16 protein-coding genes are annotated in these 17,690 nt (G+C 71.0%); 11 read left to right on the top strand and 5 right to left on the bottom strand.

Annotated features, from left to right (window positions below; translation table 11 throughout):
- Positions 1–14 precede the first annotated feature (14 nt).
- From KVF89_RS16030 to KVF89_RS30445, 3 genes are all read right to left on the bottom strand, one after another.
- Positions 15–1,349: a cytosine permease gene (locus KVF89_RS16030; protein ID WP_257426992.1), complete on the bottom strand. Its 1,335-nt coding sequence runs from the start codon at positions 1,347–1,349 to the stop codon at positions 15–17.
- The gene (locus KVF89_RS16025) at positions 1,346–2,824 is read right to left on the bottom strand and encodes an amidase (protein ID WP_257426991.1); all 1,479 of its coding nucleotides are present in this window, start codon (positions 2,822–2,824) and stop codon (positions 1,346–1,348) included. Before KVF89_RS16025 ends, KVF89_RS16030 begins: the two co-directional genes overlap by 4 nt.
- A 172-nt stretch (positions 2,825–2,996) precedes the next feature.
- A complete protein-coding gene (locus KVF89_RS30445; protein ID WP_257426990.1) occupies positions 2,997–3,758 on the bottom strand; it encodes a helix-turn-helix transcriptional regulator in 762 nt (253 codons plus the stop codon).
- 107 nt (positions 3,759–3,865) lie between these two features.
- Here KVF89_RS30445 and acs point away from each other — a divergent pair, with 107 nt between their 5' ends.
- Both acs and KVF89_RS16010 read left to right on the top strand, forming a co-directional pair.
- Positions 3,866–5,845 carry an acetate--CoA ligase gene (gene acs / locus KVF89_RS16015; RefSeq protein ID WP_257426989.1) on the top strand — a complete coding sequence of 660 codons (1,980 nt, stop codon included), beginning with the start codon at positions 3,866–3,868 and terminating at the stop codon, positions 5,843–5,845.
- Entirely contained in the window at positions 5,845–6,426 is a 582-nt protein-coding gene (locus KVF89_RS16010; RefSeq protein WP_257426987.1) for an adenylate kinase, read from the top strand. The genes acs and KVF89_RS16010 overlap by 1 nt, the downstream gene beginning before the upstream one ends.
- A 48-nt stretch (positions 6,427–6,474) precedes the next feature.
- On the opposite strand, the gene KVF89_RS16005 is transcribed toward KVF89_RS16010, so the two are convergent.
- Positions 6,475–7,185, bottom strand: coding sequence for a cation efflux transmembrane domain-containing protein (locus KVF89_RS16005; protein WP_257427618.1), 711 nt, complete (start codon positions 7,183–7,185; stop codon positions 6,475–6,477).
- Between the two features lie 121 nt (positions 7,186–7,306).
- On the opposite strand from KVF89_RS16005, the gene KVF89_RS16000 reads away from it, so the two are divergent.
- Entirely contained in the window at positions 7,307–8,398 is a 1,092-nt protein-coding gene (locus KVF89_RS16000) for a sensor histidine kinase (RefSeq protein ID WP_257426985.1), read from the top strand.
- A complete protein-coding gene (locus KVF89_RS15995; protein ID WP_257426984.1) occupies positions 8,395–9,057 on the top strand; it encodes a response regulator in 663 nt (220 codons plus the stop codon). The genes KVF89_RS16000 and KVF89_RS15995 overlap by 4 nt, the downstream gene beginning before the upstream one ends.
- A 39-nt stretch (positions 9,058–9,096) precedes the next feature.
- Here KVF89_RS15995 and KVF89_RS15990 read toward each other — a convergent pair whose 3' ends face one another.
- Positions 9,097–10,347 carry an alpha/beta fold hydrolase gene (locus tag KVF89_RS15990; protein ID WP_257426982.1) on the bottom strand — a complete coding sequence of 417 codons (1,251 nt, stop codon included), beginning with the start codon at positions 10,345–10,347 and terminating at the stop codon, positions 9,097–9,099.
- 52 nt (positions 10,348–10,399) lie between these two features.
- On the opposite strand from KVF89_RS15990, the gene KVF89_RS15985 reads away from it, so the two are divergent.
- The 7 genes from KVF89_RS15985 (at position 10,400) to KVF89_RS15955 (ending at position 17,659) form a co-directional block, all read left to right on the top strand.
- Positions 10,400–11,302, top strand: a complete 903-nt coding sequence (locus KVF89_RS15985) for a FadR/GntR family transcriptional regulator (protein ID WP_257426981.1) — start codon at positions 10,400–10,402, stop codon at positions 11,300–11,302.
- Positions 11,303–11,448: 146 nt separating this feature from the next.
- Complete coding sequence (locus tag KVF89_RS15980) at positions 11,449–12,504, top strand: glycoside hydrolase family 88 protein (RefSeq protein WP_257426980.1); 1,056 nt, start codon at positions 11,449–11,451, stop codon at positions 12,502–12,504.
- On the top strand, positions 12,501–13,721 hold the full coding sequence (locus tag KVF89_RS15975; RefSeq protein ID WP_257426979.1) for a CaiB/BaiF CoA transferase family protein: 1,221 nt from the start codon (positions 12,501–12,503) through the stop codon (positions 13,719–13,721). Before KVF89_RS15980 ends, KVF89_RS15975 begins: the two co-directional genes overlap by 4 nt.
- A gap of 11 nt (positions 13,722–13,732) precedes the next feature.
- Entirely contained in the window at positions 13,733–14,560 is an 828-nt protein-coding gene (locus KVF89_RS15970; protein ID WP_257426977.1) for an enoyl-CoA hydratase/isomerase family protein, read from the top strand.
- Between the two features lie 8 nt (positions 14,561–14,568).
- Positions 14,569–15,528, top strand: coding sequence for an MBL fold metallo-hydrolase (locus tag KVF89_RS15965; protein ID WP_257426975.1), 960 nt, complete (start codon positions 14,569–14,571; stop codon positions 15,526–15,528).
- The gene (locus tag KVF89_RS15960) at positions 15,525–16,646 is read left to right on the top strand and encodes a Gfo/Idh/MocA family protein (RefSeq protein ID WP_257426973.1); all 1,122 of its coding nucleotides are present in this window, start codon (positions 15,525–15,527) and stop codon (positions 16,644–16,646) included. The genes KVF89_RS15965 and KVF89_RS15960 overlap by 4 nt, the downstream gene beginning before the upstream one ends.
- Entirely contained in the window at positions 16,646–17,659 is a 1,014-nt protein-coding gene (locus KVF89_RS15955; protein WP_257426972.1) for a substrate-binding domain-containing protein, read from the top strand. Before KVF89_RS15960 ends, KVF89_RS15955 begins: the two co-directional genes overlap by 1 nt.
- Positions 17,660–17,690: the final 31 nt, after the last annotated feature.

The raw sequence follows: 17,690 nt of genomic DNA, 5'->3' as shown, positions 1-17,690 counted from the left end.
TGCTGCCGGTGGCGTCATGTCACCTTCTGCTCGGCGTCGAGGAACCGCCCTTCCGGCCGCTGCGAGAACACCTGGTGGATGACGCCGTAGGCCGCGGCGCCCGCGACCATGCCCACCACCGCCGTGGAGAGCTGGGGCGCGAACGCCTCCGCGAGGCCCGCGCACAGGCTTCCGGCCGCCCAGCCCGCGAAGGCGTGGATCCGGTAGCCGGAGGAGACGACCTCGCAGCCGACCCGTCGGACGACGAGCTGGTCGACGATCATCACGGCGCCCAACGACGGCACCAGGACGCCGAGGAGCGAGAGCCAGGTACTGAAGTGGTTCCAGGCACCGGAGATCGCGATGGCGATCCCGAGCACCCCGATGACGGAGGCGGTCACCCGCATGCTCCGCCGCGTCAGGCTCGCCCACCCGACCGCGGAGAGGTACAGGTTGTGTGCGCACACGCTGCCCAGGTTCAGGAACAGGAGCAGGATCGCCAGCACCGCGAGGACACCGCCCTGGTCGGCGAACCTCCCGAAGAAGTTGGCATCGTCGGCAGATCCAGTGGCCGCGACGATGAGGCCGCCCAGGAGCATCGAGACCGTGTTGGCGAACAGGAAGGCGCCCCCCGTGGAGATCAGGGAGTGCCGGGTGTTCTTCGCCCAGCGGTTGAAGTCACCGGTCATCGTGCCGCCGTCCACGAACAGGGCGATGACCATGGTGACGGCGAAGCCGAACGTCAGCGACCCGTTGCCGTCGAAGGAGCCGACCTCCGCCCAGCCGGCGGAGGCTGTCGACTCGACGGCGGCCCAGACGCCGAAGATCAGGAACAGCGGGATCGACACGTAGCCGATCAGGGTCAGCGCCCTGACACCGAGGACCGTGAATCCCGTGTACAGCAGCCCCGCCACGAGCGTCACGACGACGACGTCGATGTCGAAGGCCGCCGCCATGCTCTCGCCGGTCAAGGCCACCTGGACGGCGAACCACCCCACCACGATCGTCGCCATGGCCCCGGTGATGATCGTGGAGCCGTCCTTCCCGAAGGTCAAGGCCGACTGGAGACGGAAGTTCAGGCCGTGCCGCGTCGACACGATCCCGATCAGTCCGGTGTAGGCGAACAGGACCACGTTGCCCACCGCGATAGCCAGGGCTCCTTGGGCCAGGCCGAGTGCCGCGACGATCAGACCGCCCGACACGGCGCAGGTGAGGATCATCGGGAAGCCCATCCACACCAGCACGTTCGAGATCAGGGACCGTCGCGCGGCGGCCGGGACGGGCGAGTTCTCGTACTCGTCGGAGAGCACCGAGTGATCGTGCTCGGCGGAGGAGATCACGTCGGTGATCCCGGAGGCGGGAAGGGTCATGGCCTGGTCTCCTTGCGAAGTGGGATGGGAACCGTCACGCGCGGCCAGGGCCGGGCCAGCTCGAAGGCCGAGATCGCCCGGAGCACCTCGGCGTCGCCGTACCGCGGGCCCATGACCTGCAGGCCCACCGGCAGACCGCCGACGGTGCCCATCGGCACGGATGCGCTGGGGTTGCCCGTGAAGTTGGTCAGATAGGTCATGCACCAGCCGATCAGCGGGTCGACCGATTCGCCCTCGATGCTGGACGGCCCCACCGTGTCGCCGTCATCGCTGTTCGGCACGGGCATCGCGGCCACCGTCGGCGAGACGACGAGGTCGTACGTCGCGAAGGCCCCGAGCATCTCGTCGTAGACGCGGGTGCGGGTCCGCGCGTCCTCGATCTGGCTGTCGACGCCGAGCTCGGGCACCCGCAGCACCCGCTCGGTCAGCTGTGTGGGCAGCGGCCCGAGGGTGTCCCATTCGTATCCCTCGTCGAGGAGCTGACGGATCCCCTCGTAGGCACCGACCGCCGTGGTCCGGCACCAGGTCTCGGTGAGCTCGGTGTGGCTGTGCCTCCAGTCGAACGTCACCTCCTCGACCTCCGCACCCAGGGACTCGAGGACGCGGACGGCCTCGTGGAAGGTCCGCACGATCTCGCGTTCGACGGGGAAGATGCCGAAGTCCGGCGTGAAGCCGATCCGGACCCCCCGCAGCGACCGCTCCCCCAGGCAGTCGGTGAAGCGAGGTCGCGGCGCGCCGACACTCAGCGGATCCCGGACGTCAGGCCCCGCCATCGCCGACAGGGCCAGCGCGCAGTCCTCGGTGCTGCGGGTGATCGGTCCCTCGTACAGGAAGAGCCCGTGCCCGAAGGCGTTCGGGCGGTTGACGAAGGGGATCGTGCCCGCGGAGGGCTGGAAGCCGACCGCTCCGCACCAGGCCGCCGGGATCCGGATCGAGCCACCGCCGTCGGTGGCCCCCGCCACCGGGACCACGCCGCCCGCGACCGCGGCCGCGCTGCCCCCGGAGGACCCGCCCGCGTTGCGGTCCAGGTCGTGGGGGTTCCTCGTCGGGCCGCTCACCGCGTTGTCCGTGGTGCCACGGAAGCCGAAGACGGGACTGTTCGTCTGACCCACCACGATCGCGCCGGCCGCCTCCATCCGCGACGGGAAGACGCTCCAGCCCGTCGCCTTGCGACCGACCAGCCCGGGGACCTGCCCCAGGGTCGCCGGCCAGCCGGGCTTGTGGCCGAAGAGGTCCTTCATCAGCGTCGGAACGCCCGCCAGGACGCCGACATCCTCGCCGGCTCCGATCCGGCGCTCCAGTTCGACGGCGCGGGACTTCGCCTCGTCGTACGCGACGAAGGTGACGGCGTTGAGCAGCGGGTTGATCCGCTCGATCCGCGACAGCGTCGCATCGAGCACCTCGACGGGAGACACCTTGCGGGTACGCACCGCGCTCGCGATCGAGGCCGCCCCCGCGTCCAGTAGTTCGTCCATGCTTCCTCCAGATAGGCGCGGATGCCAGCGCACTTGTGACATGCCGCACACGCTAGGGAGGAGGGACGGAGGCTCACATCGGGTGAAATACGTAGGTACGGGTGGGGGCACGCCGGATCCACCGGCCCGGTCCGTCCGAGACGACCGGCCGCCGTCAGGGGTCGTCAGCGGGTCAGGACATCAGTCCGAGACGGCGCGCCTCGATGACGGCCGCCTGCCGCGTGCTCGCGTGCAACCGGGCCATCGCGGCACGGAGGTAGCTCTTGACCGTCGGGAGGGAGAGCCCCAGGTGCGCGGCGATCTCACTGTTCCGGAGACCCAGCTCCACCAGGGCGAGGACCTCGACCTGGCGCGGCGTCAGCTCCGTCGCCGGCTCGCTCGCCCGCGCCGCGCTCTCGTCGGAGCCCACGCGGCCGCCGTCGACCCGCGCCGGCACCGTGCGGATCGCCTCGGCGGCGAGCAGCATGCGCAGCCGGAGGTCCACCTGGTCCCGCACGTCGAGCTCGTGCGCGACCTGCCCCGCCTGACGCTCCAGGCAGCGGACCAGCTCACGGCCTCCGGCAGGTGAGCGCGTCCCGGCGTACAACAGGCCGCGCATGCGCCGCCGCACGATGATCGGGGCGACGGCGAGGGTCACGATGCCCTCGCTGAGGATCTGCTCGTCGAAGTCGTGGGTGATCTCGTCTGCGGTGGCGTAGTCGTCCACCACCAGCGGACGCCTGACCTCCCAGCTGCGGCCGCCGAGGCCGCGCGAGGGCATGAGCACGATCGAGCTCAGCTTCCGGGTCGCCGCGCCGGCCACCGCGGTGACCCGTACCTGCCCCTGGTCGCAGAGACCGGCGAAGGAGACGGCTCCGCGGATCGACCGGCGGACCTCGCGACTGGCCTGCCTGATCAGGGCGACATCGCTCGGGCGCATGAGATCCACGGACACCAGTACCTACCTTCGAACGTGCCGGCCGGAGACGCGGCACCTGAGCATGTGGCGCAGACCACGACGCACCCGTGATTCTCGCGGGCGCACCCCACGGAGGCAAGCAGATGTCCCACGACACCGACACCATGGCGCACCACCCGACCGTGCTGGACCCGCCCACCGAGCTCGCCCGGGAGGCGAACCTGCAGGCCGACGCGTACGAGCGGGCGGCCACGGACCGGCTGGGCTTCTGGGCCGAGCAGGCGGGCCGGCTCGACTGGGCCGAGCCGTTCACCGAGGTGCTGGACTGGTCGAACCCGCCCTTCGCGAAGTGGTTCGTCGGCGGGCGGCTCAACGCGGCCTACAACTGCGTCGACCGCCACGTGGCCGCCGGTGCGGGTGACCGGGTCGCCCTCCACTTCGTCGGGGAGCCGGGCGACAGCCGGGACATCACCTATGCCGAGCTCCAGGCGGAGGTGTGCCGTGCCGCCAACGTCCTCACCGACCTCGGCGTACGGGCCGGGGACCGGGTCGCCCTCTATCTCCCGATGATCCCCGAGGCGGTCGTCGCGATGCTGGCCTGCGCCCGCATCGGCGCGCCGCACACCGTCGTCTTCGGCGGGTTCAGCTCCGACGCACTCGCGAGCCGGATCGCCGACTGCGCGGCGAAGATCGTCATCACCGCCGACGGCGGGTATCGCCGCGGCACCGCGTCGCCGCTGAAGCCGGCCGTCGACGAGGCCCTGGCCAAGCTGGCCGCCGACAACCCCGCCGACAACCCCGTCGACCACGTGCTCGTCGTACGCCGCACCGACCAGGACGTCCCGTTCGACGACGCGACCGACCTGTGGTGGCACGAGGCGGTGGCCGCGGCGTCGGACGAGCATGTCGCCGAGGCCTTCGACGCCGAGCACCCGCTCTACGTCATGTACACCTCCGGCACGACCGGGACGCCCAAGGGCATCCTGCACACCACCGGCGGCTACCTCGTCCAGACCGCGTACACGTTCTGGGGGGTCTTCGACCACAAGCCCGGCGACGTGTTCTGGTGCACGGCCGACATCGGCTGGGTCACCGGCCACTCGTACCTCGTCTACGGACCGCTCGCCAACGGCGCCACCCAGGTGCTCTACGAGGGCACCCCGGACACGCCGCACCGCGGGCGGTGGTGGGAGATCATCCAGGAGAAGGGCGTCACGACCTTCTACACGGCGCCGACGGCGATCCGGACGTTCATGAAATGGGGCGAGGAGATCCCCGCGCAGTACGACCTCTCCAGCCTCCGCATCCTCGGCTCCGTCGGCGAGTCGATCAACCCCGAGGCGCACCGTTGGTACCGCGAGCAGATCGGCGGCGGCACGACCCCGATCGTCGACACGTGGTGGCAGACCGAGACCGGCGGCCACATGATCAGTCCGCTGCCCGGCGTCACGGCGGCCAAGCCGGGGTCGGCCATGGCCCCGGTCCCCGGCATCACCGCCGACGTCGTGGACGACGCGGGCCGGTCGGTGGCGAACGGCGAGAGCGGCTACCTGGTGGTCCGCGAGCCCTGGCCGTCGATGCTGCGCACGATCTGGGGCGACGACGAGCGCTACCGCGACACCTACTGGTCCCGCTGGGAGGGCATGTACTTCGCCGGTGACGGCGCCCGCCGCGACGAGAACGGCGCCATCTGGCTGCTCGGCCGCGTCGACGACGTCATGAACGTCTCCGGACACCGCCTCTCGACCACGGAGATCGAGTCGGCTCTCGTCTCCCACCCCTCCGTGGCCGAGGCCGCCGTCGTCGGCGCCACCGACGACACCACCGGGCAGGCCGTGGTCGCCTTCGTCATCCTGCGCGACTCGGTCGACGCCGCCGAGGAGGAGGTCGCGGCCGCGCTGCGCAACCACGTGGCCCGCGAGATCGGTCCCATCGCCAAGCCGAAGCAGGTCGTCGTCGTCCCCGAGCTGCCCAAGACCCGCTCCGGCAAGATCATGCGGCGGCTGCTCCGCGATGTCGCCGAGCATCGCGCGGTGGGCGACGCGACGACACTGGCCGACAGCTCGGTCATGGACCTGATCGCGGCCGGCATGTCCACACCCGCGCCGGGCTCGGACGACTGATGCGCCTGTTGATCATGGGACCGCCGGGCGCGGGCAAGGGCACCCACGCCGGCGCCCTCGCGTCTCTCGTCCGAGGCCCGCACATCTCGACCGGTGACCTCTTCCGCGACAACATCGCGCGAGGTACCGAGCTCGGCCGGCTCGCGGAGAAGTACATCGCCGCCGGCGAGTACGTCCCGGACGCGGTGACCGACGACATGGTGCGCGACCGCCTCGGACAGCCCGACGCCGCGCGGGCGTTCGTGCTCGACGGCTACCCGCGCACCCACGCCCAGGTGGCGACGCTCGACGCCCTGCTCGAGGCGCGCGGCACGGCCGTCGACGGCGTCGTCGAGCTGATCGTCCCCGACGACGAGCTCGTGTCCCGGATCCTGCGGCGCTCGGCCGTCAGCGGTCGCAGCGACGACACCGAGGACGTCGTCCGGCACCGGCTGGCGGTGTACGGCGACCAGACCGCGCCCCTCCTCGAGACATACGGCGAGCGCGGCCTGCGGCACTCCGTCGACGGCACCGGCTCGCCGGAGGAGGTGCGGCGGCGCGTCGAGCGGGCCGTCGCATCCGCCTCCGGGGCGGGCGCCTGAGCACCGCAGCGGGGAGGTTGCCGGCGCGCTCGGACGTGCTGCCCCGCGTCACCGGCCCTCCGCCGTGGCGCAGCAGCCGTCGTCGTCGCAACCACCGGCGGTCGTGGGCACCGCGCCGCTGACACCACAGCAGCCCTCACCGCGCCACGCCTGCCTCCCCTCGCGCACGGCGACCGCGGCGATCACGAGGCCGGCGACCGGATCCGCCCAGGACCAGCCGAGCGTCGCGTTCAGCAGCAGGCCGGCCAGCAGGACGGCCGAGAGGTAGGTGCACAGGAGCGTCTGGGTGGAGTCCGCGACCACGGCGTTGGAGCCGAGGCCCTTCCCGGTGCGGCGCTGCGCCCAGGACAGGAACGGCATGATCGCCAGGGACGCCGCCGCCAGCGCGATGCCGACCGTCGACATGTCCGGGTCGTGCCCGCCGGCCAGGGCACGCATCGACTCGACGCCCACGTAGGCGGCGAGGGCGAAGAACGAGAACGCCATCAGCCGCAGGGCCCGGCGCTCACGGGACTCGGGGAGCGGGTGGCGGAACTGCCACAGGATGATCAGGCCGCTGCTGACCTCCACCACCGAGTCCAGGCCGAAGCCGACCAGGGCGACCGACCCGGCGACCAGTCCGGCACTCACCGCGATGACCGCCTCGACGACGTTGTAGGCGACGGACGCGGTCGCGAGGAGCTGCGCGCGGCGTACCAACCGCCGACGACGGTCCGGGTCGCCGACGTGGTCCGCGGGATTGCCCGACCCGACATTCATCGTCATATGGCGATATTAGCGAGGTCTGTCTCTGGATTGTCAACCTCGGCCGAGCCGTCGAGCGCCCTAGACTCGGCGCACCATGACCGTCTGGCCGCGCCTTCGCCGAGGAGCGGATCCCATGCTGGCGTTGCTGGTCTGGCTGCTGGGCGTGGCCACCCTGCTCGGCCGCCCGGCCACCGTGCGAGAGCAGCTCCTGGCCGCCGGGTTCGGTCTGGCGTGCAGCCTGCCGCTGGTGTGGCGGCGTCGGTTCCCCGTGCCGACCGTCGTACTGATCGGCCTGTTCGGTCTCGCCGGCCAGCTGGCGCCGGTCGCGGCCATGCTGGACGGCCCGTTCCTGCTCGCGTTCGCGACGGCCATCGGCACGGTCGGGGCGCTGGATCGGTACTGGCGGGCCGCGGCCTGGACCGTGGTCGCGGGAGCCCCTGCCTTCACGGCGGCATGGTGGCTGGAGCAGGAGCCGAGCGACGTGATCGCCACCGTCGGCTGGTTGGCGTCGGCATTCGCCGTCGGCCGCGCGATCGGGTTCCGCCGCTCCCTGCTGCAGGCCAGGGCCGATGCCGACCGGGCCGCGCACAGGCAGGCGATCGAGCGCCGGGTCGTCGACGAGCGGGCGGCGATCGCCCGCGACCTCCACGATGTGATCGCGCAGTCGATCGAGACGGTGTCCATGCAGGCCACCATCGGCCTGCACCTGTACGACGACCAACCGGCAGCGGCCCGGGCGGCGCTGGAACGGATCCGGAGCGCCAGCGTCGGCGCGTCCCGGGAGATCCGCGAGCTCCTGGGCCTGTTGCGCAGCACCGGTGCCGAGCCCGACCGGGTGGCGAGCCTGGACGACCTGGCCGCCCTCGTGCGGGCCAGCGCGACCGACGGGCCGCCGGCCACGCTCACCATCAGCGGCGAACCCGGCAGCTGCGACCCGCTGGCCGGCCTTACCCTCTACCGGGTGACCCAGGAGGCGCTGACCAATGCCCGGCGGCATGCCCGGGCCGGCACGGTGCAGGTCGAGCTGGGCTGGCAGCCGGACCGGCTGTCGCTCAGCGTCACCGACGACGGCGCGGGCCCGCCGTCCGGCGGACCGGTCGAGGGGTACGGCCTGCGTGGCATGCGCGAACGGCTCGCCCTGGTCGGCGGCACGCTCCACCTGGACACCGGCCCCGACGGCGGCTTCCGGCTGACCGCCGTCGTACCCCGGGAGGATCGGGCATGATCAGCGTGCTGATCGTCGACGACCACCAGCTGGCCCGGTCCGGGCTGCGGTCGCTGATCGAGGCCGAGCCCGGCCTCGCGGTCGCCGGCGAGGCCGGCGACGGGCCGACGGCCGTCGGGCTGGCCCGGCAGCTCCGGCCGGACGTGATCCTGATGGACCTCAAGATGCCTGGCGGCGACGGCCTGGCGGCGACCAAGGTGATCGCCGAGGACCCGGAGCTGGCCGCGACCAGGATCATCGTGCTGACCAGCTATGACGGCGACGACTCGGTGCTGGCCGCATTGCGGTACGGCGCGAGCGGCTACCTGCTGAAGGACTTCGAGGCTCCGGCCCTGCTGCAGGGCATCCGGACCGTGGCAGCCGGCGAGGCCCTGCTGGCGCCGGCCATCGCCCGCCGGATCGCCGAGACCTGGACCCCGCCCGCCGCCCCGGCCACGCCGCACCCGTCCCTGACCGAGCTGACCGATCGGGAGCGGGAGATCCTGGTCAAGGTCGCCGAAGGGAGCAGCAACGCCGAGCTGGCCGCCGACCTCCACATCAGCCTCGCCACCGCGAAGACCCACGTCAGCCGGATCCTGGCCAAGCTCGGTGCGCGGGACCGGGTTCAGCTGGTGATCATCGGCTATCGGTCCGGGCTGGTCGGTCCCGGCCGGTCCTGATCACCGGACCTGATCACCGGACCTGGCCACCGGTCCTGATCACCGGGCCGGGTCGTCGGCGCCGGTGTAGCCGTCCAGCCGGACGCCGGCCAGGAAGCCCAGGATCGCTCGCAGGTAGGCCGGACCGGCGTCGTCGGTGATGCCATGACCGGCTCCGGGCAGGTAGACCATCGTCGCCTCGGGCAGGGTGTCTCGGTACTCGCGGGTGTCGATCCACGGCACGTAGTCGCACTCGGCCCGCAGCACCAGGGCGGGCGTCCGGATCGTGCGCAACACCGGCCGCGGGTCGTCGATCTTGTCGAAGTCGGCGTTGGTGAGCTGGTTGGCGTAGAAGCCCTGCGGGTTCTGATGCACCTCTCCCGCACCGGGCGGACCACCCGGACAGCCGCCGAGGTCGCGACCGGTCACGGCGATCTCGTGCAGCCGGGCGTCGGACTCGGCGTCGCCGACCAGGTGGTGGGCTGCCTGCGGGCTGTTGTCCAGCAGCACCGCCTGCAGGAGGAAGCGCGGATCGGACATCAGCTCGTCGTACCGCTTCTCGTTGGCTCCCGTCAGCGCCCCCCAGGGTGAGACCTCCGTGTCGGGATGGGCCTTCGGCCAGATCTCGCCGGGCGAGGTGAAGGCCACCTTCGCCACCCGGTCCGGGTGGGCCGCCAGGTACTGCGCCGCGAGCGAGCCACCCCAGGACTGACCGATCAGGATCACCTGCTCGGCCTCGATCCGCTCCCGGACCGCCTCGAGGTCGGCGACATTGCGGGCGACCGTGTAGCCGGTGACGTCGGTCAGCCGGGTGGACCGGCCGGCCCCGATCTGGTCGTAGCTGTAGACGTCGTAGCCGGCCGCGTTCAACTCGGTCGTCCCGAACGGCAGGCCCTCGCCCGGGGTGCCGGGACCACCGTGCAGGAAGATCACCGGCGTCGGCTGACGCGCCGCCGCCGTGGCCGGACTGGCGACATAGGCCAGCCGGGTCCCGTCGGCCAGCTTCCAGAACCGGACGTCGGCCGGGACCGGCTGGTCCGGCATCGCCGGGAACGGCCGCAGGAAGACCAGGCCGAAGCCGATGCCGATCAGCGCCGTCCAGCCCGCACCGATGATCAACGCGGTCCGCCAGCCACGGCGGGCACGGGCCAACGCCAGACCCGCGCGCACCAGCGCCGCCGTCACCACGAACAGGGCCACGGCACCGGCGCCGAGGAAGATCACCGGATGCGGCGCGACGGCTGCCGCCAGCAGGATCATCAGGCCACCGGCGGCCACGCCGACGAGGGCGCCGAGAACGGTCACGGTCACGGCGCCGATCCGGCGGAGCGGACGGACAGCGGCTGGTGGGATCGATGGCGAGGTGGTCACGTCGATCGACGCTAGATCGCGCGACGGCCTCGATCATCGGTCGCTGGATCGGTTCCTCGTACATCCTCCGATGTACGGGCACCCGATCCAACGGCTGGCAGCGCATCGTCGAGCCGGGCCAGGTGTGACGGTTGACACAGTCCAGAAAGTCATGTTTCATTATTGTATGCTTTTATCTCGCAACCTCTCGGACCAACTGACATCCGCCATCGGGCGTCGCATCGTCGAGGGCGAGTACCCCACGGGAGAGGTCCTGCCGACCGAGGCCGAGCTGCTCGGCGAGTTCGGCGTCTCGCGGACGGTCCTGCGGGAGGCCATCCGGGCCCTGGCCGCCAAGGGCCTCGTCGAGACCAAGCAGAAGGTGGGCACGCGTGCGACGGGGCCCGAGAACTGGGCGCTGCTCGATCCGGACATCCTGGAGTGGCAGGTTCAGGCCACGAACGGCGACCAGCGCGGGTTGCTGCGCTCGCTCGTCGAGGTGCGCACCATCGTCGAGCCCGCTGCCGCGCGGCTGGCGGCTCGGCGCGCGACTCCCGAAGAGATCGCGGACATGCGCGACGCCCTCGCCGACATGACTGCGGCGATGGAGGCGCAGGACGACGAGGCGTTCATCGCCGCGGACCTGCGCTTCCACACGGGGATCCTGGTCGGCTGCCACAACCCCCTCCTGCTGCAGATGAACGCGACCATCGCGTCCGCATTGCGCATGAGCCGCGACATCACGATCCAGGTCGCGCACTCCAGCGAGACGGCCATGCCGCTGCACGCAGCCGTGCTCGACCACATCGCCTCTCGTCAGCCCGAGCCGGCTGCCGGCGCATGTGAGCGACTGATCGGTCGCACCAGGGACGACATCACCAGCGTCGTTCCCGGAGTCGACTTCGACGCCGGATGATGCCCCACCCTCTTCCTCCGCGTCGCTGAACGGCTCTGCCGACACCGAGCTCGACCCCCGAGATCCCTACGAGCGATCCGGCGCCGTCCCGCGCGCCTCGTCTCGACCACCGCATCTGCCACCGACACGTCAGGAGATCCACGACCATGACAACCGCCACGACAGTCGCCGTGCACAGCGGCACTGCCGAGCTCCTCCGAGCATTGGTCTCGCGAACCACGGAGTACGACTTCACCGTCTGGTTCTGGGGCGACGCGATCGCCATCGACGGCCTGCTCGACGCGGCCGAGCTGCTCGACGACCCGAGCACGCTCGCCTTCTGCGAGCGGTTCCTGCGCACGTGGGCGGACCGCCCCCTGACCTGGGTCGACCACCTGACCCCGGGCTCCGCTGTGCTGCGGGTGGCCGAGCGAACGGATGACGTCGCGCTGCAGGAGGCCGCGGGACGGCTCGCCCGGTGGCTGGGCGAGCAGGCTCCGCGCTCCGCCCGCGCTCCGCTGTACCGGCCCGACATCCCGATGTACCGGCACACCGTCTGGGTCGACACGATCTACCACGTGCCGCCCTTCTACGCGCGGCTCGCGCACACGACGGGCGATCCGGCGTACTTCGACCGGGCCCTCGAGGAGTGGTCGTCGCACACCCGGCTGCTTGCGGCACCGGAGACCGGCCCCTTCCTCGGACACTCGTGGGACACCGGCATGCGGATGCTCCACGGCTACGGGTGGGGCCGCGGCGTCGGCTGGGCTCTCTACGGGATGATCGAGACCCTCGCCCTGCTGCCGACGGACCACCCCCGCTACCCCTGGGCGCTCGCCGAGATGACGGCGATGGCCGACGCGGTGCGGGGGCACCAGGACAGCACCGGCTTCTGGCACACCCTCCTGCACGACAAGGAGTCGTACCTCGAGTCGTCGACCGCCTCGTTCTTCGGGGCGGCCTACTACAAGGCGCTGCGGCTCGGCCTCCTCGACGACTCGTACCGGCCCACCGCCGACCTCGCGTGGGAGGCGACCCGGTCGAGGATCGATCCGGACGGAGACTTCTGGGGAGTCTCCGCGTGCACCTACGCCGGCGTCACCAATGTCGACGACGTGATCATGTACCGGACCCTGCCCACCGAGGTCAACGTCTGGGGTCAGGGCTCCGCGCTGCGCATCACCGGCGAGCGCCTCCTCCTCGAGCAGGGTGCCGACGCATGAGCGCCGTGACCGACGAGATCCCCGCGGCCGCGGCCGGACCACTGGCTGGACTGCGCGTCCTCGACGCCTCCCAGATGCTTGCCGGGCCGATCTGCGCGATGCGGCTGGCCGACCTGGGTGCCGACGTGATCAAGGTGGAGCCGCCTGGCCACGGTGAGTGGACGCGCAGCCACGGCTTCGCGAACGCCGCCCTCGAGGGCGAGACCACGGCGTTCCTGGGCATCAACCGCAACAAGCGGTCGTTCACCGTCGACCTCAAGTCGGACGAGGGCCGCGAGCTCCTCTACGAGCTGGTCCGCACCAGCGACGTCTTCCTCCAGAACTACCGCGTCGGCACAGCAGCCCGGCTCGGCGTCGACTACGAGACGCTCGCCGCGATCAACCCTCGGCTCGTCTACTGCTCGATCACCGGGTTCGGCGAGACCGGGCCGGCCGCTGCCCGCCCGGGCCAGGACCTGGTCGTGCAGGCGTACTCCGGGTCGATGTGGTCCGTCGGGGGCGCCGACACCGCGCCCCAGCCCGGTGCGCTGTGGGCCGTCGACGTGATGACCGGTTACCAGGCCGCGATCGGGATCATGTCCGCGCTGTGGCACCGCGAGTCCAGCGGTCAGGGGCAGAAGGTCGCGGTCGACATGCTCTCGACGGTCATGGACTGCCAGTGCCAGGAGCTCGCGACCCATCTCAACCTGCAGATCCTCCCGGAGCGATCCGCCGAGCCCCTGGCCCACGCCTGGGTCAACGCGCCGTACGGGGCCTATCCGACCAAGGACGGGTGGATCGTGCTGGCGATGGCGCCCGTCGACAAGGTCGGCATCGCCATCGAGGATCCCGTCCTGCAGGCCATGACCAGCTGGGACGACGGCCACACCCACCGCGACGAGATCTACCGCCGCGTGCACCGCGCCATGCCGGCCCGGACCACCGCGGAGTGGATCGAGGCGTTCGACGCCGTCAACGTATGGGTCGGCGAGGTCTACGACTACGAACGCCTCTGCACCGACGAGCAGGTCGTCGCCCGCGAGCTGATCGTCACCGTCGACCACCCCACGATCGGACCCCTGCGCCTGACCGGCATCCCGATCGAGCTCTCGGACACCCCGGCATCGGTGCGGACCCCTCCCCCGCTGCTCGGCCAGCACACCGAGGAGATCCTCCGCGGCGTTCTCGACCACGACACCCACGCCATCGACGGGCTGCGCGCCCGCGGCGTCATCTGACAGGAGGATCGATGTCAACCGCATCGGCGACCGCACCCAGCGGCAACGACCCGACCGACCCGACCGCGCTCTCCGACGATCTGCTCGTCGCGCTCGACGGTCCGATCGCCCGCATCACGCTCAACCGGCCCGGCAAGCTCAACACGATGACGCCGACGATGGGCAAGCAGCTCCTCGACCTGGTCGACGAGATCAACGTCGACGACGACATCCGCGTGGTGATCCTCTCCGGCACAGGAGCCCGGGCGTTCTCGGCAGGCAGCGACATCTCGGTCCTGGACGGCTACGGGTCCAACTGGCAGCTGCGCAACCGCGTCGACTACGCCCGGGCCATCTGGGCGATCCGCAAGCCCGTCATCGCCAAGATCCGCGGCTACTGCATCGGCGGCGGCCTCGAGATGGCCCTGATGAGCGACATCCGCTACTCCGACGTGACCGGACGCTTCGGTGCCGGCGAGATCAAGCTCGGGTGGCACGGCGGCGCCGGCAACACCCAGCTCCTGCCCCGCGTGGTGAGCCCGGGCAAGGCGATGGAGATGCTGTTCACCGGCGACCTGGTCGACGCCACCGAGGCGCACCGCAACGGCCTGGTCGACCGGCTGACGGAGCCGGAGGACCTGGACGCGGCCGTCGACGACCTGGCCACACGGATCGCGGCCAGCGCCCCGATCGCGACCCAGTTGAGCAAGCACCTGGTCCGCGTCGCCCAGTCCACCAGCCTCGACGTCGGCCTGGCCTACGAGAACGACATGTTCACGTACTGCTTCACGACCGCCGACGCCGCCGAGGGCCGTACCGCGTTCGCCGAGAAGCGCACGCCCGACTTCCAGGGCCGGTAGGAGGAATCGTGGAGATCAGTCCCGGCATCCATCGCATCGAGGCCCCGCTCGGTGAGCGGTACGTCGCGCTCTATCTCATCATCGGCGACGCGTCGTCGATGCTGGTCGACACCGGCCTCGACGAGTCCGTCGCCGGCTCGCTGCTCCCGTACCTGAGGAGCATCGGCCACGCACCGGAGCGCCTCGCCTACGTCGTCAACACGCACGGCGACTTCGACCACGTCGGCGGCAATGCCGCACTGCGGGTCGCGGCGCCGGACGCGAAGCTGCTGGTCGGTCGCGGCGACGTCCATCTGGTCGAGAACGTCGAGACGATGATCGCCCAGCGGTACGGCGAGTTCGCCGCGCCGCACGGCTTCGACGAGCCCGACGACACGAAGACGTTCATCCGCAGCGTCACGCGCACCACCACCGTCGACCTGCCTGTCGACGGCGGCGAGACCTTCGACCTCGGCGGCCGCACGGTGCAGGTCCTGCACGTCCCCGGCCACTCCGACGGCCACCTGGCCGTCCACGACTTGACGACGAACACGCTCATGATCGGCGACGCCGTCCTCTCGGACAGCGTGCTGACCGCCGACCAGCACCCGGCGTTCCCCCCGACCTACCGCAAGGTGCCCGACTACCGGGCCACGATCGGGACCCTCACCGGCCTGCGCCCGGCCATCCTGGCCACCGCGCACTACCCGCTCCACGACCTGACCTCGGGGGCCGAGTTCCTCGCCGGCAGCCTGGCCTACGCCGACCGGGTGGACGCCGTCGTCGGCGACATCGTGACCGGCGCGTCGGCTCCCCTCACCCTCATGGACATCGTGCGCGCGTCGCACCCGCGCCTCGGTCCGTGGGACCCGGTGTCGGCGCAGTACCTGGTCTATCCCGTGCTCGGGCACCTCGAGGACCTCGAGTCCCGCGGCGTCGTCACCCGGCAGGTGCCGTCGACCGGTCACCACACCTGGACCAGGTCGTGAGTGCACCGGGGCGGGTCCGGGTCGGTGCGATCGGCGCCGGCTGGTGGGCCACGACCAACCACTTCCCCCTCCTCGCCGACCGCGCCGATGTGGAGCTGGTGTCGGTGTGCCGGCCCGACCGCGACCTCCTGCTGGAGGTCCAGGAGCGCTTCGGCTTCCGGCACGCCACCGAGCAGGTCGAGGAGCTCCTGGAGCAGGACCTCGACGCCGTGCTCGTGACGACACCGCACCACCTCCACCTCGCGCACGCGACGGCCGCGCTCGACCGTGGCCTCCACGTGCTGTGCGAGAAGCCGATGACGCTGCACGCGGTCGACGCCTGGCGCCTCGTCGAGCAGGTCGCGGCGACCGGCGTGCACTTCCTCGTGCCCTACGGCTGGCACTACACCCCGTTCGTCGTCGAGACGAAGCGCCTTCTGGACGACGGAGTGCTCGGCGAGATCGAGTTCGTGCAGAGCTTCATGGCGTCTCCGACCAAGGGCTTCTTCGGCGGCGCCGGTCCGGTGCCCTCCGGATGGACGCCCTCACTGGTCGAGCCGGATCGTCGTACCTGGCAGGACCCGGCGCGCGGTGGCGGCTACACGCACGGGCAGCTCACCCACTCCACCGCTCTCATGTTCTGGCTGACCGGGCTGCGGGCTGCGTCGGTCACCGCGAGGCAAGGGTTCGGGCAGGCCGCCGTCGACATGTACGTCGCCGCGGACGTCGCGTTCACGAACGGCGCCGTCGGGTCCGTCGCCGGCGCCGCCACGCTGCCGGACGACGACAAGTTCCAGATCGACCTGCGGGTCTTCGGGAGCGAGGGAGTCCTGCTCCTGGACATCGAGCGGGAGCGCGCCGAGGTCCGTCGCCACGACGGGAGACGGATCGAGATCGACGCTCCGGCCGGCGCGGGTGCCTATCGGTGCGACATACCCCCGCAGCGCTTGATCGACCTGATCGTCGGCGCGAGCACCGAGAACAACTCCCCCGTCGAGGTCGCCGCGCGCAGCGTCGAGCTGCTCGAGGCGATCCAGCAGTCGTCCGCCCTCGGGAGCGACATCCAGATTGGCGAAATCTCGTCAACCCAACGGCGACCGGGCACTGCGCCCGGCGCACAGGAAGGAGGTCCTCAGTGATGAGGCCACGTAGTGCCCCGGTAGCGACGCTCGCGGTTTGTCTCGGTACGACCCTGCTGCTCGCTGCCTGCAGCAGCGGCGCCGACAGCGGGTCACCGTCGGGGGGCGGCGAGGACACCAACAACAAGGTGTTCTATGTCGTCAAGCGACTCGATCAGGGCTGGTTCCAGAACGAGCAGAAGGGCGTCGAAGAAGGCGGCAAGGCCGCCGGCCTCGACGTCACCACGCTGGACTCGCGGTTCGACGCGAGCGTCCAGCAGTCCAGCCTCGACACCGCGTTCAGCCAGGACGCCGGCGGCGTGATCCTGGTCATCCAGGATCAGGAGCTCGGGCCCGCGGTCATGGCTCAGGCCAAGACGAAGAACATCCCGGTGATCGCGGTCGACGACCCGATCGAGGACGCGGACGGCAACCCGGTGCCTTTCGTCGGCATGGCCACCACCGACATCGGCACGGCCGTCGGCAAGATGCTGGCCACCTCGGCCCAGGAGAACGGCTGGGACGTCGCCGACATCGGTGTCGCTGCCCTCACCTTCAACGAGGTCAGCGTCTGCACCGAGCGCACGGATGCATCCAAGGAAGGCGTGCTCGCCAACCTTCCCGGTCTCACCGAGGACCAGGTCCATGAGGCCAACTACGCAGGCGCCAACACCGACGGCGGCCTGCAGGCGATGCAGGGCCTCATCACATCCCACCCGGACGTGAAGCACTGGCTGGTCTACTCGTGCAACGAGGAGGGGGTCGTCGGAGCGGTGCGCGCGCTCGAGGCTGCCGATCTGGATGCGGACTCGTGTGGGGTCGGTCTCGGCGACGGCGCACTCGCGAAGGTGGAGTTCGAGAAGGGGACGCCGGCGTACTGCGGCAGCCTGTTCGCCGACTCGAGGAAGCACGGTGAGGTCGCCGCTCAGCTGATGGCGGACTTCCTGCTCGACGGGACGGACATCCCGCTCGAGACCCTCGTGCCGGGCGTCGAGGTGACGTCCGAGAACCACGCCGAAGTCTTCTCGGGCTGAACCGGACGTCGGGAGGGCGGCGCTGGATTCG

It is taken from the genome of Nocardioides carbamazepini (assembly GCF_024614185.1).
GTDB classification, from domain to species: domain Bacteria; phylum Actinomycetota; class Actinomycetes; order Propionibacteriales; family Nocardioidaceae; genus Nocardioides; species Nocardioides carbamazepini.
This window is presented reverse-complemented; position numbering and strand designations above follow the sequence as displayed.

What these genes read in the sequence shown, in the direction of transcription:
- KVF89_RS16030 (WP_257426992.1), bottom strand. Translation starts at nt 1,349, where the DNA reads ATGACCCTTCCCGCCTCCGGGATCACCGACGTGATCTCCTCCGCCGAG.
- KVF89_RS16025 (WP_257426991.1), bottom strand. Translation starts at nt 2,824, where the DNA reads ATGGACGAACTACTGGACGCGGGGGCGGCCTCGATCGCGAGCGCGGTG.
- acs (WP_257426989.1), top strand. Translation starts at nt 3,866, where the DNA reads ATGTCCCACGACACCGACACCATGGCGCACCACCCGACCGTGCTGGAC.
- KVF89_RS16010 (WP_257426987.1), top strand. Translation starts at nt 5,845, where the DNA reads ATGCGCCTGTTGATCATGGGACCGCCGGGCGCGGGCAAGGGCACCCAC.
- KVF89_RS16005 (WP_257427618.1), bottom strand. Translation starts at nt 7,185, where the DNA reads ATGAATGTCGGGTCGGGCAATCCCGCGGACCACGTCGGCGACCCGGAC.
- KVF89_RS16000 (WP_257426985.1), top strand. Translation starts at nt 7,307, where the DNA reads ATGCTGGCGTTGCTGGTCTGGCTGCTGGGCGTGGCCACCCTGCTCGGC.
- KVF89_RS15995 (WP_257426984.1), top strand. Translation starts at nt 8,395, where the DNA reads ATGATCAGCGTGCTGATCGTCGACGACCACCAGCTGGCCCGGTCCGGG.
- KVF89_RS15980 (WP_257426980.1), top strand. Translation starts at nt 11,449, where the DNA reads ATGACAACCGCCACGACAGTCGCCGTGCACAGCGGCACTGCCGAGCTC.
- KVF89_RS15975 (WP_257426979.1), top strand. Translation starts at nt 12,501, where the DNA reads ATGAGCGCCGTGACCGACGAGATCCCCGCGGCCGCGGCCGGACCACTG.
- KVF89_RS15970 (WP_257426977.1), top strand. Translation starts at nt 13,733, where the DNA reads ATGTCAACCGCATCGGCGACCGCACCCAGCGGCAACGACCCGACCGAC.
- KVF89_RS15955 (WP_257426972.1), top strand. Translation starts at nt 16,646, where the DNA reads ATGAGGCCACGTAGTGCCCCGGTAGCGACGCTCGCGGTTTGTCTCGGT.